The 16,168-nt window shown below is 44.4% G+C and carries 19 protein-coding genes and 2 pseudogenes; 3 read left to right on the top strand and 18 right to left on the bottom strand.

The genetic code is table 11. The features are described 5' to 3' along the window. Positions 1–28 precede the first annotated feature (28 nt). From FFM78_RS09225 to FFM78_RS09210, 4 genes and pseudogenes are all read right to left on the bottom strand, one after another. Positions 29–322: pseudogene (locus FFM78_RS09225) on the bottom strand (Gfo/Idh/MocA family protein); the annotation flags it as partial. A gap of 79 nt (positions 323–401) precedes the next feature. Then, complete coding sequence (locus FFM78_RS09220; protein ID WP_137638150.1) at positions 402–974, bottom strand: TMEM175 family protein; 573 nt, start codon at positions 972–974, stop codon at positions 402–404. Between the two features lie 86 nt (positions 975–1,060). After that, complete coding sequence (locus tag FFM78_RS09215; protein ID WP_137638149.1) at positions 1,061–1,795, bottom strand: SDR family oxidoreductase; 735 nt, start codon at positions 1,793–1,795, stop codon at positions 1,061–1,063. A 149-nt stretch (positions 1,796–1,944) separates the two neighbouring features. Beyond that, positions 1,945–2,811 (bottom strand): annotated as a pseudogene (locus tag FFM78_RS09210) (aldo/keto reductase). 123 nt (positions 2,812–2,934) lie between these two features. On the opposite strand from FFM78_RS09210, the gene FFM78_RS09205 reads away from it, so the two are divergent. Further along, positions 2,935–3,810: a LysR family transcriptional regulator gene (locus FFM78_RS09205; protein WP_137638148.1), complete on the top strand. Its 876-nt coding sequence runs from the start codon at positions 2,935–2,937 to the stop codon at positions 3,808–3,810. Positions 3,811–4,056: 246 nt separating this feature from the next. On the opposite strand, the gene FFM78_RS09200 is transcribed toward FFM78_RS09205, so the two are convergent. The 14 genes from FFM78_RS09200 to FFM78_RS09135 form a co-directional block, all read right to left on the bottom strand. Next, complete coding sequence (locus FFM78_RS09200; RefSeq protein WP_137638147.1) at positions 4,057–4,452, bottom strand: MerR family transcriptional regulator; 396 nt, start codon at positions 4,450–4,452, stop codon at positions 4,057–4,059. 20 nt (positions 4,453–4,472) lie between these two features. Then, a complete protein-coding gene (locus FFM78_RS09195; protein ID WP_137638146.1) occupies positions 4,473–5,126 on the bottom strand; it encodes an NAD(P)H-binding protein in 654 nt (217 codons plus the stop codon). Positions 5,127–5,375: 249 nt separating this feature from the next. Beyond that, the gene (locus FFM78_RS09190; protein WP_137638145.1) at positions 5,376–5,792 is read right to left on the bottom strand and encodes a flavodoxin; all 417 of its coding nucleotides are present in this window, start codon (positions 5,790–5,792) and stop codon (positions 5,376–5,378) included. 154 nt (positions 5,793–5,946) lie between these two features. Continuing rightward, entirely contained in the window at positions 5,947–6,639 is a 693-nt protein-coding gene (locus FFM78_RS09185) for a flavodoxin family protein (protein WP_223877050.1), read from the bottom strand. Between the two features lie 190 nt (positions 6,640–6,829). Continuing rightward, on the bottom strand, positions 6,830–8,413 hold the full coding sequence (locus FFM78_RS09180; protein ID WP_137638144.1) for a cation:proton antiporter: 1,584 nt from the start codon (positions 8,411–8,413) through the stop codon (positions 6,830–6,832). A gap of 134 nt (positions 8,414–8,547) precedes the next feature. After that, positions 8,548–9,399 (bottom strand): aldo/keto reductase, encoded by an 852-nt coding sequence (locus FFM78_RS09175; RefSeq protein WP_137638143.1) that lies wholly within the window; start codon positions 9,397–9,399, stop codon positions 8,548–8,550. Positions 9,400–9,487: 88 nt separating this feature from the next. Next, on the bottom strand, positions 9,488–9,919 hold the full coding sequence (locus FFM78_RS09170; RefSeq protein WP_137638142.1) for a MerR family transcriptional regulator: 432 nt from the start codon (positions 9,917–9,919) through the stop codon (positions 9,488–9,490). Positions 9,920–9,931: 12 nt separating this feature from the next. After that, positions 9,932–10,570 carry an NAD(P)H-binding protein gene (locus FFM78_RS09165; protein ID WP_137638141.1) on the bottom strand — a complete coding sequence of 213 codons (639 nt, stop codon included), beginning with the start codon at positions 10,568–10,570 and terminating at the stop codon, positions 9,932–9,934. 213 nt (positions 10,571–10,783) lie between these two features. Next, positions 10,784–11,797, bottom strand: coding sequence for an alpha/beta hydrolase (locus FFM78_RS09160; RefSeq protein WP_137638140.1), 1,014 nt, complete (start codon positions 11,795–11,797; stop codon positions 10,784–10,786). A 252-nt stretch (positions 11,798–12,049) separates the two neighbouring features. Further along, on the bottom strand, positions 12,050–13,096 hold the full coding sequence (locus FFM78_RS09155; RefSeq protein ID WP_137638139.1) for a zinc-binding dehydrogenase: 1,047 nt from the start codon (positions 13,094–13,096) through the stop codon (positions 12,050–12,052). Between the two features lie 156 nt (positions 13,097–13,252). Then, complete coding sequence (locus FFM78_RS09150) at positions 13,253–13,858, bottom strand: NAD(P)H-binding protein (protein ID WP_137638138.1); 606 nt, start codon at positions 13,856–13,858, stop codon at positions 13,253–13,255. A gap of 63 nt (positions 13,859–13,921) precedes the next feature. Then, positions 13,922–14,188 carry a cyclophilin-like fold protein gene (locus FFM78_RS09145; protein WP_137638137.1) on the bottom strand — a complete coding sequence of 89 codons (267 nt, stop codon included), beginning with the start codon at positions 14,186–14,188 and terminating at the stop codon, positions 13,922–13,924. 92 nt (positions 14,189–14,280) lie between these two features. After that, positions 14,281–14,838, bottom strand: a complete 558-nt coding sequence (locus FFM78_RS09140; RefSeq protein WP_223877049.1) for a DapH/DapD/GlmU-related protein — start codon at positions 14,836–14,838, stop codon at positions 14,281–14,283. 19 nt (positions 14,839–14,857) lie between these two features. Continuing rightward, positions 14,858–15,226, bottom strand: coding sequence for a nuclear transport factor 2 family protein (locus FFM78_RS09135; RefSeq protein ID WP_137638135.1), 369 nt, complete (start codon positions 15,224–15,226; stop codon positions 14,858–14,860). 167 nt (positions 15,227–15,393) lie between these two features. Here FFM78_RS09135 and FFM78_RS09130 point away from each other — a divergent pair, with 167 nt between their 5' ends. Together FFM78_RS09130 and FFM78_RS09125 are read left to right on the top strand one after the other, a co-directional pair. After that, a complete protein-coding gene (locus FFM78_RS09130; protein ID WP_137638134.1) occupies positions 15,394–15,816 on the top strand; it encodes a MerR family transcriptional regulator in 423 nt (140 codons plus the stop codon). A 199-nt stretch (positions 15,817–16,015) separates the two neighbouring features. Then, positions 16,016–16,168, top strand: a 153-nt coding sequence (locus FFM78_RS09125; protein ID WP_171001868.1) for a helix-turn-helix domain-containing protein, incomplete at its 3' end; no start/stop codon positions are given.

Below are 16,168 nucleotides of genomic sequence, written 5' to 3'. Positions count from 1 at the left end.
CTAGCTGCAACCCAGCGTCCGCAGCGGAGCCATTAACAATGATCGCCCCCGCTGTGCCTTCAATGGTCGAACGAATCGTGGCCGTGGTGTCCTTGGCGCCAATGCAGACCACTTTTGTCTGCGGATATTCCAGCACTAAAATACCAGAAGTATCGATAGCGTGCACAATATTAGCATAATAATGAACTTGCATTGGCCGACCTAACAGACCGACCACAAAATGACTATTATAAATATTCAGGTCCAGCAATGCGCCACCACCTTTACGGGGATCAAACGCCGGTAAAATCGCCCCTTTTTTAAAGGTGTCATAGCGGGATGAAGCAACGGCTATCACCAAAACTTAGTCACCTTAAAAAACGAGCACGCCTTTTTAGACCAGTAACCAGCCAACACTAAATCTAGGCCTTACTTTTATTTTGCCACGATGCAAAGCCTACGATAAAGGTTGCCACTAAAATCGCGTAGACCATCGCCGGCGGATAAACGGTCAACGCCAACAGCAGGCCGATTAATTTCACCACAATATCAAGTAGTACCGAGCGATTCGGTAAACCGTATAACCAACCAAAATGCACCGTCGGGTTGACGGCCTTTAGCGAATGCGAGATCGCCATATTGCTAAACGACACCCCTAGTACCACGATGCCGTAGAAGACCTGGGCGGTTGGATTATAGAAATTAGTCGCGACTAAACTGGTGGTATACGGGAATAATGATGCAATAAACAGCATCAACAGCGAGTACATCACAGTATGATTAGTAACTTTCTTGACCAAGTGCCAATTGCTGTGGTGGGTCGTCCACATCAAACCTAACCAGAAAAATGACAGCGTGTAGGCAAAAAAGTTCGCCCGCAACGCCCACAAGCCGGCCAAGGTGACCTGCGCCGGCTTTTCTAATTCCAAAACTAAGATCGTCATAATGATGGCCAAAACCGCATCAGTAAAGGCGGCCAAACGTTCCTTGTTCACGGTACATCCCTCCTTTTTTCTCAGTATAGCACAAAACAATCATACGATAATGAGATTGTTTTGTGACTGACTTAGTTATAAAATGCTTAATCTTGACTCGTTGGGCGGATCACAATTTCATTAATTGCCGCATCTGCTGGTAAGTCAATCGTGGCCGCGATCGAAGTCGCAATGCGCTTTGGTGAAATTGCTGTTTGTGCATAATAATTCGCCAACGCTTGTTTGGCCCCTTCATCAGTGACATGATCAACAAACTCAGTTGCCACCGCGCCAGGAGAAACCACGGTCACCCGCACATTACTTTTTGCGGCGGCTTCTTCTTGACGTAATGCTTCGCTGATCATCCAAACACCAGCTTTAGTGGCACTATAAACACCGCCACCAGGCGAAACGGTATGGGCGGCAACTGAAGCGATATTAATAAAGTGACCACTTTTTTGTTGACGCATTGTTGCTAATGCGGCATCAATACCATACAAAACGCCACGTAGATTGACATCGATCATCCGGTTCCAATCAGTAACCTTACCCTTGATAAATTCAGAGGCTGGCATAAAACCAGCATTGTTCATCCAGACATCAATGCGGCCAAATCGATCTAACGCAGTTTGTGCTAATGCCTTAACGCTGGCTAAATCAGTCACATCAGTAAGCGCATAAGCGGCAGTGCCGCCTGCTGCTTCAATGTCACTGACAATTTGTTGCAACTTGGTTTCACGGCGTGCACCCAGAACTAATTTATCACCACGTTTTGCCAACAGCTTGGCGGTTGCTTCACCAATACCGCTTGAAGCGCCGGTAATTACAATTACTTTACTCATTTAGATTGCCTCCATTTATTTGCTAAATTCATTATCTAAGTTTCGCAAGTCACTCTAATCATGGTATTTGCCCGGCATAACGCGTCCTGTAGGTGGTTAACCTAAATTCATTACTAACTGTAACCATCATCGGTGCTCCTTTACCAGATTTATTGCAATTGTTTCAAACTAGAACCGAAGATTTGCTCGATCGCCACCGGATCACGATGATCAAAGAATTGGCTTTCGCGTTTATCTAGTTTGGCAATGGCTTGCATGTCTTCAGCAGTTAATGTAAAGTCAAAAACAGCCAGATTTTCGGCCATGCGTTCACGATGAACCGACTTGGGAATCACCGTGATCCCCCGCTGTAATAACCAGCGTAAAATAACTTGACCAGTTGATTTACCATACTTTTCACCGATCGCAGCCAAAACAGCATTTTTAAAAATTTGGCGCTTGCCTTCCGCAAAGGGCGCCCAGGCTTCAACGCGAATGTCCTCACTTTGCGTAAAGGCAACGTCATTAAGCTGCTGGTTCCACGGGTTGACCTCAATTTGGTTAACGGCGGGCTTGATGCCGGTGGTTAATTCTAAATTTTTTAATTGATCGGGATAAAAGTTGGAAACGCCGATGGCACGAATTTTGCCGGCTTGATAAGCTTCGGTCAAAGCACGCCAGGCACCGATCACGTCGCCGAATGGCTGGTGTAACAAATAAAGATCAATGTAATCTAGGCCCAACCGTTGCAGAGAAGCATCAATGCCGGCTTTAGCCCGAGCATAAGAAAAATCGGAAACCCACAACTTTGAAGTCACAAAAATATCTTCCCGCTTGACGTTGCTTTTGTTAATCGCGCGACCAACAGCGGCTTCATTTTAATAGGCGGCGGCCGTATCGATCAGGCGGTAACCTGTTGCTAATGCATCTGAAACAGCCTGTTCACATTCAGTTAAGTCCGGAACTTGAAAAACACCAAACCCTAATTGCGGCATTGTGACCCCATTGTTTAATTTGATCGTTGGCATATTTACCATAAAAAATCGCTCCTTTGATTTAGTTCATTTGTTGATGGCTTCATTATGCAACGAAAGTTTAGGTTTGAAAATTACTACCTAAGCATGCTAGTATACAGTTAGCGTATGCTAGGAGGTCAAAATATGATCGATAACTATTTATGGACAGAGCTGGTGGCTTTTGCCCAATACAAAACGCTGGCGCAGACGGCAGCAAAGCTCCATGTCACCCAACCAACTATTACGCGCGGGATGAAAAAGTTGGAAGACGACTTAGGCGTGCAATTATTTAAGCGCCAACCTAATCGGATCAGCCTCACTAAAACTGGTGAATTGGCCGTCCAAGAAGCCCAAGCAATTGTTGCGGCTAATGAGCAAGCGGTTGAAAAAATTCAGAACTTTGCGCAAAGTCAGCAAGTGATCACGATCGGGGCAACGATTCCCGGCCCGTTAATTTTACTCAAATCGCTGCAAGCACAACTCCCTAAACAAGTTCAGCTCACGGCTCAACTGCAACAGACAAATATTCCTGACTTACTCAATCGGCGCAAATTTACGTTACTATTATCCGATCAAGAAATTTTTACTGATCAGATCGAATCACGCTTTCTCGGCACTGAACGGCTAGCGGTTAACTTAAATCAATTTATGTACCAGGCTAACCAATCCGCAATTACCTTTAAGGAGCTAAAAGGCCTTAGTTTTCTTGTTCTGGCCGATATTGGCGCGTGGAATAACGTGATCAATCAGAATATTCCAGAAACAAAATTCCTGTATCAGCAACAAAGCGCCACCTTTTCTGAAATCACTAAATACTCTGATTTTCCATTTTTCAGTACCAATCTGTCTAAATTTGATCCCCAATTTGACCAGCGCAATAACAGCGAAGATAGTCGCATTGAGCTGCCGATCACCGACGATGCCGCCCACATGCCAATTTACGGCAGCTATTTGAAATCACAAAAGCCGGCCCTAAAAGTTATTCTCACAGAAATCGTTCAAAATTGGCCGCAAGACTAACCTTTGAATTACAAAAATAGCCCCACAATAATGGCGTTAACACCATTATTGTGGGGCTTAACTTCGCTGAGTTTTTTAGGCGCAAGCATAATCTTAGCGCGTGCCAAACTTTAGCAGTAGCAAAAAAATGACGCCACTTTCAATCATGGCCAGCACCAATTTGGCCATTTGTATTGGTCAGGGTGTATCACAGGCAAACCACCTAATTCAAATAATCGTCTCCTATTCAAATTGGAACGTTAACGATTACTTTTTCACAGCCTCGTAGGCTAGCTTTTCTTTTTCATAATTCAAAGTATGATCTTCAAAATGGTCGATTTTAAAGTTTAAATACTTAACGGTTTTTTGAATCGCCGCAATTTTATCTAATAGTTCTTGCCGTTGATCGCGCAAAAGCGATTTGCGGGCGGTCGTGGTTTGATCGCCTTCACGGTATAATTTAACAAATTCGATCAACGCTTCGATGGTCATGCCGGCATTGCGCAAAACTTTAATGTAGAACACCCAGTTCATATCACGTTCGCTATATTCACGATAACCACTTTGATTGCGTTCGATTGCTGGTAATAAACCGATGCGCTCCCAGTAACGCAACGTATCCTTAGTTAACTCAAATTTTTTACTCACTGCATCAATATTCAAGTTGTCACATCCTTTTTCGCCTAATAAACTGGCCGCGTTTCCCCTTGCGTATCTGGATCAGCAATACCAACACTGTCATTCTTCAAAAAGCTCGGTTCGGCAATGATCCGCAAAACCACATCAGCGATGCTTTTACGTGAACCGGAAACGCCTAAATAGGGGTCATTTTTGTGGGTGATTTGATATTTAACTTCACGGTCGTTTAACCATGGCAAACGCAAGGTAGTGTAGTCCAAACCGGATTCGGCCATAATTTGGTCCGAGCGTAAAGCCGATGGCAGGCCACTGCCGATCATCTGTTTATTCCATTCACCGTAAGCCCCAGGAACTTCGTCGTAAATGCCTAATACATTAGTATAAATTAAACGTTGCACACCAGCCGTTTTCATCGCGTCCACAATACTTTGCGTTTGATGGTTATCGGCAGTATGATCAACAACGCCAACGAAAACAATAGCTTGATCGGCAACGGCTGCTTTGATATCCGCAACGCTGTCTAAACTCCCTTCAATCAAAGTCACTCGTGAATTATTGGCTAAATTGGCTAGGCGCGTTTTATTACGTAAAAATAAAGTTAAATGAACATCTGCGAATTGCGCTTCATTTAACACGCGCTCTTCAACTAATCGGGAAATCCGACCATTAGCGGCCATAATTAGAACATTTTTGGTCATTTTTAGTGCCTCCATTATCATTATTCATCTGTATTAACTTGTTTGGTCCAACGCCACTTTGTTGGTCCAAGTTTGCGCTTAATATTAGATTGCTATCCGATCGTCTTTTAATTCCTACCCCCGCATAAACAGACTGATCTCAACAAAACCTAGTGTAAACCCTGGTCTGAACTCCATAGCAAGCTATTTGATCAATTTTTTTACAAAAAATAACGTTGAATTTCGAAAATGGAATTCAACGTTAAGCCATTATTTTGTGATCAACGTTGCCCTGGCCGATTTTGCCAGAGCACTCATCTCCGCTAATGTATCGGCTAATGGCGTCGATGCACTAGTTGCGAACGGAATAATCTTTTTACCGGTCAGATCATATTGATCAAACAAACTATGAATGATCATTGGTGGCCGTGACCACCAAATCGGGTAGCCAATATAAACTTCAGTATACTGCGCTAAATCTGGTAATTGACCAGCAATTTGCGGGTGAATCGCCTGATCTTTTTCGCGTTCACCAACCGCAACAAGCCCTTCATAATCATCAGGATATGGCGTTGTTGGTTGGAGACGATAAATATCGGCGTGCAATTGTTTTTGTAATTTTTTGGCTACGCGCGCAGTGTTGCCCGATAAAGAGAAGTAAATAATCAATATTTTTTCGTTATTCATGTCATTCCCCTTTTTCCGCTTATTAAAAATTCGCGTAATTTATTTAATTCTTGTTCAATATAGTCAGAATCACTTTGTTCTGAAAAAAATCCAGCAAATCTATTCTGCATTTGCTACTATCGTTAGGCCGCTCAAATCAGTATTCTAGTTTTTTCTACCTATTGTATATATATCCTTCATTGATTGACCTGCTTAAGCCACTGGCCAACGCGCTCATTAGCCCGCTAACTTTATTACCATCAACAACTAACGCCTGGGTGAACGGATTGTTGGTAGCACCTTGTCCGCGTAAAAGTTGTTGGATGCGCTGCACACTATCACCTGGCCCATAACCGCCTTCAGTCATAAATGGTGCGATCTGCTTATTGGTTAAGCGGCTACCATAAGTGTCTAAAAATGCCGTCATTGGGTGCGCCAAAGTCATTGCCCAAATTGGATAGCCAAGATAAACCATTTTGTACTGACTCAAATCAGGCACCTGCAGCTTCAGTTCGGGATAAACTTGATTTTCCCGCTCGGAATTCGCCCGCGCCAAGGTCCGTTGATAATTGCCTGCATAAGGGGCTTGAACCACAAGCTCCAATATATCAGCGCCAGTCTGTTGCGCAATTTTACTAGCTAGCAGCTCAGTACTACCGGAGCGCGAAAAATAAATGATGATACTTGTGGCCGTTTTAGTCAACTTACGGGTCGGTTGATTCTGGCTATTGGTATCTTGCCCATCCGAAACCGTGCCGTAACCATTACGCCATTGCGGCTCACTTTTACCAAGTTGTGGTGCCTGAATTGGTTGACCAGCAATTTGGTCACTGACTGGAAAATACGTTTTCTGTGTTGTAAATTTCATAATAATCTTGCCTCCAATTTTGAACGTACGGCCTTTGATGTTACTGTTACTTGCTCAATATCTATAGGTTAAACCCTGGTCTGCACTCCAGCGCAAGCCTTTTGTGCAAATTTTTTGAACAAAAAAGCCAACAACCTTTGCTTTTTAAGCAATATAAAAACCAGCGTATAATCTACGCTGGTTGCAGTTTCTAAATCAATTGATTGCGCGGATCCAAAACTAAGGATTCCGACAACAAAATTTCACTATAAATTTCGTAAACGTAATCCGAACTGACGACGTGTTGCTTGGCCAGCTCATATAAATATTGCCGTTCAGCGTTGAAGGCGTGCATCAGCGCTCGCCGCTGAGCGACACTTTGTAGCCCGGTCAACACCGTTTTATTCGCAGTCACCGCTTGCCACTGGCGGAAAAAGGCCGGCAAACTATTTTTTTGCACTTGGTCGCGCAGGTCATAGATCACGCTGGCCTGCACCGCTGGACTTAATTTCATCTGTTTGACCCGCTGGATCCCCACCTTAACCATTTCATGGCGTAAACGAGCTAACTCAGCTAGGCGATTTTCGGCATCTAGATCACGGGGCAAAATAATTTTGAACACGATCGTTGGCACCAACATACTTAAAATGATCACCACTGTTTCCACGATCAAAATAAAATTAAACGTGGCACTAGCGATCTGACTACCGATCGAAAAGGTCATGGCTAAGGTCACTGTACCGTGAACACCACCAAGGGCAAATAAACTAGCGGTGCGCCGTTGTTTATCGGTCACAAAGAAACGGGCATAGACATAACGACAAAGTAATAATAATAAATAAACCAGCACACCAACCGCCAGCCACTGCAATGAAGTCATCATTGCACTATAACGAGCAAAGAAGATCCGCTCCAAGCTGATCCCCAACACTACAAAGACAAAACTATTGAGCACTTCGCCGGCAAAATTATTGATCTGAATGCCCAGATGCATTTGCCGCGGCGAGGAAAACCGACTACGATTGGCCTCACTATTATGGACTAACCCAGCCGCAACTACAGCGATAATTCCCGAAACACCGAGTTCTTCGGCCACAAAATAAATACAAAACGGGGTCAAAATATAAAGCAAAGTTTGCGAAGAGATCACGTTATTGCTAGAGCGGACAAAATACTGGCGAAAAGCGACTAATAAAATCGCTAAACCAGCCCCGATAACTAAGCCACCCACCGCGGCAAGCAGAAATTCCCGCGCGTTGGTCCAAAATGATAAATGACCAGTACTCAACCATAAGATTCCGGCCTGCAATAAAATGATCCCGGTGGCATCGTTAAACAACGACTCCATCTTAAGTGTTTTTTGCAGCGGCCGCGAGATCTTGCGGCCTTCAATCACCGAATCAAATGCGGTGGCATCGGTGGGCGTGCTAATGGCAACAATGATCAAATCCACTGGAATCAGCAAGCTAACCAACTGATTGATTGCCAGTGCCACCAGTGCCGCTGAAGCCACCGCCAACAAAACCGCAGTCCCAACAATATTTTTAACCTTTTTACGGACGATCAATAACGGTGTCGCTTGGCCTTCAAAGAACAACAACGGCGCTAACACAAAGATCATGAAAATATCGTTGTTAAAGGCCAACACTAAGTGATTGGTCAGTGGGACTAAGCCGACTAAAATACCGACCGCTAAATTAATATACGTGCTAGAGATTCCGGGCACGTAGCGCGCCACAATATTGCTCAAAGCAACGGCAACCAAAATAATAAATGATGAGATCATAAGTCCCATGATGGCCAACTCCTATAACATGATTTTCAGTAACTCTAGTATATACGGCGGGCCGGCAGAAAAACAGCACAGTGAACTTTGACCACAAAAAACTGCACCATGATTTTATACACAGTGCAGTCAGATGGTAAAACTTATTTTTCCCACGATCCACCTAGGCGTTCGACCATAACTGGATCACGATGATCAAAGAAGGCAGATTCCTTTTTATCTAAAACCATGATCTGTTGCATTTCTGCAGCACTTAATTCGAAATCAAAGATATTGATATTCTCTGCCATTCGTTTTTTATGCACTGATTTGGCCAAACTAACGACACCCCGTTGATATAACCAGCGCAAAACAACTTGACCGACGCCTTTATCATGTGCGGCGGCAATTTTACTTAACACTTCATTAGTGAACAAATCATGGCGGCCTTCCGCGAATGGGGCCCACGCTTCTGGTTGGATGTTTAATTTCTTCATCCAGGCAATTTCGTCTTCTTGCTGGTTCCACGGGTTGAGCTCGACTTGATTCAATGCTGGGATCACGTCGTTATGTTGGGCTAAGTCAACAAAGCGATCAGCGTTAAAGTTGGAGATACCAATGGCGCGGACCTTACCGGCCTTCTGTAATTCTTCCATGGCCCGCCATGATCCATAAACATCCCCATAAGGCTGATGGATCAAATATAGATCAAGATAATCCAATTGTAATTTAGCTAATGAGTCTTGGAAGGCTTGTTTAGTCGCCTCATAACCCGTGGAGCTGATCCAAACTTTAGTCGTCACAAATAATTCTTTGCGGTCAACACTAGATTCCTTGATGGCCGCACCGACTTCGGCTTCATTGCCGTAAGCCTGGGCGGTATCGATCAAGCGATAACCAGCATCGATGGCATCGAGGACGGCCTGTTTAGTGCCCCCATTTTCAATTTGGAAAACCCCGAAGCCAACGGCCGGTATTGCAACGCCATTACTTAATTTAAATGTTGGGACTGTCATATTTTAAGATCTCCATTTCATTGATTGATTTGATTACCAGACACAGTCTAAACCATGGAGTGGGCTCCAGAGCAAGGCTTTTTTTAATTTATTTTGCACTGGGATTAAATTTCGGCATTTGCCATAATTTATCTGCGTTGTCCGCGGTCATTTCACCAGCCTTAAACTTTGCTAAATGATCATCATAAGTTTCAATTTTGTATTCCAATAAATTACGGGTTTTCTCTAATTCGGCAAATTTCTGATCCAACTGAGCCAGTTGTTCGTGCAAAACTTCTTTTTGCGCAGCGGACACATCACCACTAGATTGGGCCAGCGTAGCAAATTCGATCATCGATTCAACTGACATCCCAGCATTGCGCAAACTTTTAGCCAAGAAGATCCAATTGAGATCATTATTCTGATAATTGCGGTAACCATTTTTATCACGCGTGACTGGCGGGATCACCCCTACTCGTTCGTAATAACGCAACGTATCCACGGAAACATCTAAAATTTCAGCGACTTTTTTACTGTTCATTGAATTTACTCCTTAATAGAAACTTGGTTTCGTATAAGCGGTGCCCGGTTCACCTAAGCCAAGATTTTCACGATGATAATCGGCTTTACCAGTCAATAGGTCGGTCACAAATTGCGCCACCGCTTGCCGAGTCACTTGTGCTTCAGTAAATGGTTCACCTTTGCGGGTGACATGCACGGCGGTATTATTCGCTTGATTATATAACCAAGTGATCCGCAAAATAATGTAGTCCAGATCACTGGCCTCGATCAGATCGGCAGCCGTCCGTAAATTAGTCTGCCAGATCAAACCAGTATTAGCCCGATACCATTTCTGAAATTTACCGGTCACTTCTTGGTATAGATCAGGAATATTAGCAGCAATAAACCGCTTGATCCCTGCTTCTTTCAGCACTTTTAATAATGGCACAATAATATCGTCACCGGCAACAAAGCTGAGATAAACCGCATCAACGTCAGCTAAATTGGCTTTGATCGTCGCCACATCTTCAAAAGTGCCATCAACCAATTTTACCCGTGAACTAGCCGTATCCGCCAACCGCGAACGCACATTTCGGCCATACAAAGTTAAATCAAAATCAGTCTGCGCCAGTAAATCAGCGGTCACCATGCGGCCGATCTGTCCGGCAGCACCTAAAATCATTACCCGCATTTTATTGCCTCCCTGTATTAACTAATTGATCATTCTTAGCATAAACCATGAAGTGCACACCAGGGCAAGTATTTTGGCTTAGATTTAGTAAATTTTTCCGTAGCCGGCGATAAAGGCAACGATAAGGACGATATTTCTTGTTTTCATAAGTAAGCATCCCCGCTTGACGCGCCTTATTATAAAATAGGGTACCCGGTTCCAGCACTTTTTTAATTATTTTCTGAAAAGCTGGGTAAAGGCGTTATACGCTTGGTTAGCCGCCGAGGTCAGATCATGACCACCACCGGCATCGATACTATAAAGTAAATTCTGATCAGTAAATTGTTGTGGGTGCTGGCGCATTTGCCTGATCTGCGGTGCCATTGAGCCACTGGTGCCATCAGCGCCGCCAACAGAGGCTAAGATGCGAAAATCAGTGGTCTGATAATCACGACGTTGCATTTGACGCGCCAATTTAGTCGCCGTTTTGCTAGGCGCAATTCCCCCACCATTGGCTGCCACCGTCCAACTGTCACCAGCCATCGGTACATAATATTTAAACAAGTTCAAATCATGTTCAAAAACGTACCAAGTCGTGATCGCGCCCATGGAAAAACCACCAAAAGCACGATGGCGCCGGGCTGCTGCTAACCCTTTTTTATCAGTTGCGCGGGCATAAGTTCGATATTGCTTTTCAACGACTGGCAGTAGATCATTAGGCAACTCATTGCGGGCAAACGCCAAGTTCAACGGATCATCGCGTTCATAGTCACTGGTAACAAAACGATCGTCAGGATAATAAGTTGGCGTCACCACGATGGTTGGCTTCATTTTGCACGCCGCAATTTCATGGTCCAATAATGTTTTAAAGCGACTGGTTGAATCAGTTCCAGTATGACCGAGAAAACTAGTTTCACTCATCGTCGCCCCGTGTAACAAATACAAAATATCGTAACGCTTGGTTGCATTAGTTGCATAACCCGCTGGCAAATAGACTAAGGCCTTTTTTTGATAAGTTTTATTACGGTAAGTCGTCTGGTAAGTGATTTGTTCAACTCGGCCACGTTGCGAATCAGCCGCTAATTGCCGATAATGTTTAGGCATTTTTTTCATTTTAAGTCTCCGATCAAGTTTGGTACTGGCAGCAGTGACAGGCTGTGTGGGTTGCATTGCAAAAAGTAACCCACTACTGGTTAACCCAATGCCAACAATAAGGCTGAGCACCAGTAGCCCAAGTTTTTTGCTCATCTGATCCACCTCCAGAATTTTTAATTCTTGCTCAGCATAAACTATGAAGTTCAGACCAAGGCAAGTCTTTTTTAAATTCGCCTTGGCAAGCAGAGGTAGACAATCTTGAATAACCTAAAATTTAAATTGCTTCGTATATTTGGTCATAGTAAAACCCCCGGCGTTAGATTTCAGTCCAACACCAGGGGGTTATTTCAATGCCTATTTTTAACTTTAATTGTTGCGCTGCTTTAGTTAAGCCATAACATAAACCTAGTCAGCGACAACCACCATCGATTTAATCGTTTTCCGCGCTTGCATGTCTTGGTAAGCTTGGTTGATATCACTCAAGTTATAGGTTGCGGTAAAGACACGACCCGGGTTAATGTTGCCCTCCAGAACCGCTTTAAGCAAAAATTGTTTGTCGTAAGTTGTCACCGAAGCGGAACCGCCGGCGACGGAAATATTCTGGGCAAAGGTTGAACCTAGGGCATGATTATTATAATGGGGCACACCGACATAACCGATGCGACCGCCATTGTGCAGTACGCCCAGCGCTTGGTCAATCGCAGCCTCCGTGCCGACACATTCCAGCGCAGCATCGGCGCCGCCACCAAGAATTTCTCGTACTTTAGCGATTCCTTCGGCCCCACGTTCAGCGACGACCGCGGTCGCGCCGGACTGTAACGCCATTTGTTGGCGATCTTCATGCCGACTCATCAAAACGATTTGCGCGGCACCACGCATTTTCGCCGCGATCACCGCACACTGACCAACGGCACCGTCACCGATGACCACGACTTTATCGCCTTTTTGCACATCAGCACACCGCGCCGCATGGTAACCAGTTGGCATCACGTCAGCTAAAGTGGTCAATGATTTGATCATGCCTTCGGTGTAATCACCGGGTTGACCAGGCACTTTGACCAGCGCCCAGTTGGCATACTGGAAGCGAATATATTCTGATTGGAAACCATTCGACCAGTTAGTCGCGCCTTGATGACGATCACAAGTGCCATCAAAGCCGGCCAGACAGGCAGCACATTCGCCACAACCGTGAGTAAATGGCGCGATCACAAAGTCGCCTGGTTTCACCGTGGTAATGGCGGAACCGATTTCTTCAACGATCCCGATGGCCTCATGACCGTCATTAATTGAATGTGGTTTCTTATTGTCACCGTGCGCATACGCCCACAGATCAGACCCACAGACACAGGCACGCACGACTTTTATGATCACATCATCAGCCGCTTGTAAACTTGGTTTAGCCGCCTCTTGGACGGTGACCAAACCGGCTTTTTCAAAAATTGCAGATTTCATAAATAATATACCTAGAACGACCGCATAGCCATACGCGGCGTTCAATTCCTTTCCAATTTACTAATAATTTGGCGCAGCGGACCAAAAGCCACGCAAAAACAAGTTACCACACTTTTAATTTAGCACAAAAATAACTAAAGTTGTTTGTTATTGACCTTATTTACGATTGATGCCTAAACTATCACGTGCAGCTAACTGCGGATCGTGCGCCAACCGGGTGACGAGATCAGCAATACTGATCACAGAAACATCATGGCCGCCGAAGGGTTCACCTTTATGGGTCACTTGATAGTCCGTATCGTTGCCCTGATCGAACCAACCCGGCCGAATGATCGTGTAATTTAAATCCGAAGCTTCGATCACGTCGGCGGCATCACGATAAGTTTGCAAAACGGGATTAGAAGCCAAATTACCGGCGGCCCCAATTGTTGCGGGAATTTCATTATAGATCCCCATCGACGTGATAAATAAGAGCCGTTTAACTTCGGCTGCAGTCATTGCGGCAACCAATGATTGGGCCATGGCCTTCAAGTTGCCGCTCAAAGCAGCGAAAACAACATCCTGGCCCTTTAGCGCTGTCCGTAATGCGGCTTGATCCGTGACACTGCCAGTGATCGCCCGTTCACGCTCAGCATCTAAACTGCCTAAACGGCGTGTATTGCGCGCCATTAAAGTTAATTGGTCGGTGGTGTGATCTAAGAAATAACGCCGCGTCGTGCTACCTACTGTACCAGTGGCACCGATGATCAATACATTTGTCATGTTGTAACCCCCTAAAAATATTTAACTTCACTATAGACCCTTGCAGTAACTGCAAGGCAAGCTTTAAATTAATTTAGCCGTGAATTCTGGTTTTGTGACCTGTAACGCTTTGATTAACGCTGCATTCAATTCGCCTAGATAAATCATTTTAAACGGTGTAATGTCCGCGTCCTGTAACTGAAAAGACAACACATTCCAAGCTTGATAATAATATAAACCACCGGCATGGATCTGCGCGGTTGTCGCGATACCGGCAGTTTCCGATTGCTGTGATAATTTTGCGTAATATTCAATGTCACCGCGGCGTTGCAACGTTAAGGTTTGGGGCAACGGGGTTTATAGCGCCGTACTAGTCCGATTATCTGTCAACCGCAGCGGATATTCTTGTTCATTAAATGTAAGTTTCATTTAAAAACACCCTTTCAATCAAGCTGCTTGATCACCTTAGCCGGCGTGCCCACCGCAAGACTGTTGGCCGGAATATCTTTGGTCACAACAGCACCGGTCCCAATGATGGCATTCTCACCAATGGTCACACCAGGTAGTACACTGACCCGCGCGCCGAGCCAAGCATTCTTTTTAATATGGATCGCGCTAGTTTTAACGACGCGAATATTTTTGGGCTCGTGATTGACGGTAAATAAGCCTACCCCGGGGCCGAGCATAACTCCGTCATCAATGGTGATTCCACCTAATGACATCATGGTCAGACTGTGATTGGCGTAAACATTTTTGCCTAAATGAACACTATTAGCACAATCGATCTGCATGGGTGGCGTAAAATAGGTGCCGGCTTGCATTTGCCCGGCTAATAATTCATTTTCTAGATCGACCAACTGTGCTTTATTGGCCGGATCGGTATTATTGATCTCAAAGCAGATATGATCACAACGATCAATTTCGCCGTGAACTTCTTTTTGATAATTTTCATCACGAATATCATAAGTTTTACCATTTTGTAAATCTGCAAAAACACTCAAATTCAAGTCTCCTTTTTTATCAATACATACTGGCATCAATATGCCTAATCAGCCAGTGACCATCAAGCATACTGAGCTGTAGCGTTAACTGGAGCGGCCACGTATTGCGTGAACCGTGGATACGAGCATCAACTTGACTTTGGCCAACTAAAATGGCGTGAGTCGCAGTTAATTCAGTGACGGTCACCTGTTCTTCGGTTGACGAAAAATAATGCATTTGCCCGCTTTTGATCTCACTGAGCCATTTTTGCTTACTTTGCACCATCCCGGTCATATGAACTAAATGAAAGTCATCCGCCAGTAAGGCGCCTAATTGATCAATATCACCGGCGACCATATATTCATTATGCTTGCGATACATTGTCAACAGCGCTTGTTTTTCAGTCATTTTCTGACCACCTTTCAATTGAATAGTGTTAGCATAGACCCTTGCAGTAAGTGCAAGGCAAGCTCTAGTTAATATTTTTTAAAACTTACCTTACAGTTACTGCATAGTGGTATTCTGAAAACAGCCAATTACGGCTAAACGCGTTATACTTTAAATGAAGTGTTTAGATGAACATTAAAGAAGCTAGCAGACAAACCGGCGTTTCATCCGCTGCGATTCGTTATTATGAAAAAGAATTATTGATCCCCGCCATCGATCGCAGTGAATCCGGTAATCGGGAGATCGACGCCCGCATTATTCGCCGCATCAACTTTGTCAAACAAATGCGCGCGGCCGGCATGACGATTGAAAATCTCCGCCGCTACATCGAATTGTTCGATTCGCAGGCCGATAACGATCAAGAACAAATTGCCTTATTAAAAGAACAATTAACGGAAATGGAAGAGCGCCGCGATGACATCCAGTCGGCCATTGACCATTTGCATTACAAACTTGATCATTATTACGATCACGTAGTCGCTTCCGAAAACGAATTACGCGAACTGGAAAAGCAACATGCTGCACAAAACGCAGCGGAAGACAAATTTTAAAAAGGCCCCTGAGCAATTGCTCAGGAGGAAACAATCATTAGAAAAAATATGTAATAAAGCAGAAATAAATAGAAAAGTAAGCCGCTATTCATAAAAAGTAAATATGAAGCTGAACGGCATGACTATTATTTAATCTGATGATATGCTGTGTATAAGGAAGAAACAAAAAACAACGCTGATTTGATTGGTGGTGCAACGAATGCTGCGGGCACAAAAGGTTAGACTTTATCCTAACCGGCAGATGGCGAAAGTCCTCGATAGTCTTTGCGATTATCGCCGTTATTGTTGGAATCAAGGTCTAGCAACTTGGAACGACATGTACGACTTACACACAATTGAGCATAGCAGTCCC

The sequence above is a fragment of the Loigolactobacillus binensis genome, assembly GCF_005405165.1.
Lineage (GTDB): Bacteria > Bacillota > Bacilli > Lactobacillales > Lactobacillaceae > Loigolactobacillus > Loigolactobacillus binensis.
The sequence above is the reverse complement of the archived record's forward strand: the minus strand, read 5'-3'. Positions and strand labels throughout refer to the sequence as shown.

What these genes read in the sequence shown, in the direction of transcription:
- FFM78_RS09135 (WP_137638135.1), bottom strand. Translation starts at nt 15,226, where the DNA reads ATGACTGAAAAACAAGCGCTGTTGACAATGTATCGCAAGCATAATGAA.
- FFM78_RS09130 (WP_137638134.1), top strand. Translation starts at nt 15,394, where the DNA reads ATGAACATTAAAGAAGCTAGCAGACAAACCGGCGTTTCATCCGCTGCG.
- FFM78_RS09165 (WP_137638141.1), bottom strand. Translation starts at nt 10,570, where the DNA reads ATGCGGGTAATGATTTTAGGTGCTGCCGGACAGATCGGCCGCATGGTG.
- FFM78_RS09195 (WP_137638146.1), bottom strand. Translation starts at nt 5,126, where the DNA reads ATGACCAAAAATGTTCTAATTATGGCCGCTAATGGTCGGATTTCCCGA.
- FFM78_RS09175 (WP_137638143.1), bottom strand. Translation starts at nt 9,399, where the DNA reads ATGACAGTCCCAACATTTAAATTAAGTAATGGCGTTGCAATACCGGCC.
- FFM78_RS09205 (WP_137638148.1), top strand. Translation starts at nt 2,935, where the DNA reads ATGATCGATAACTATTTATGGACAGAGCTGGTGGCTTTTGCCCAATAC.
- FFM78_RS09185 (WP_223877050.1), bottom strand. Translation starts at nt 6,639, where the DNA reads ATGAAATTTACAACACAGAAAACGTATTTTCCAGTCAGTGACCAAATT.
- FFM78_RS09160 (WP_137638140.1), bottom strand. Translation starts at nt 11,797, where the DNA reads ATGAGCAAAAAACTTGGGCTACTGGTGCTCAGCCTTATTGTTGGCATT.
- FFM78_RS09170 (WP_137638142.1), bottom strand. Translation starts at nt 9,919, where the DNA reads ATGAACAGTAAAAAAGTCGCTGAAATTTTAGATGTTTCCGTGGATACG.
- FFM78_RS09190 (WP_137638145.1), bottom strand. Translation starts at nt 5,792, where the DNA reads ATGAATAACGAAAAAATATTGATTATTTACTTCTCTTTATCGGGCAAC.
- FFM78_RS09215 (WP_137638149.1), bottom strand. Translation starts at nt 1,795, where the DNA reads ATGAGTAAAGTAATTGTAATTACCGGCGCTTCAAGCGGTATTGGTGAA.
- FFM78_RS09155 (WP_137638139.1), bottom strand. Translation starts at nt 13,096, where the DNA reads ATGAAATCTGCAATTTTTGAAAAAGCCGGTTTGGTCACCGTCCAAGAG.
- FFM78_RS09180 (WP_137638144.1), bottom strand. Translation starts at nt 8,413, where the DNA reads ATGGGACTTATGATCTCATCATTTATTATTTTGGTTGCCGTTGCTTTG.
- FFM78_RS09150 (WP_137638138.1), bottom strand. Translation starts at nt 13,858, where the DNA reads ATGACAAATGTATTGATCATCGGTGCCACTGGTACAGTAGGTAGCACG.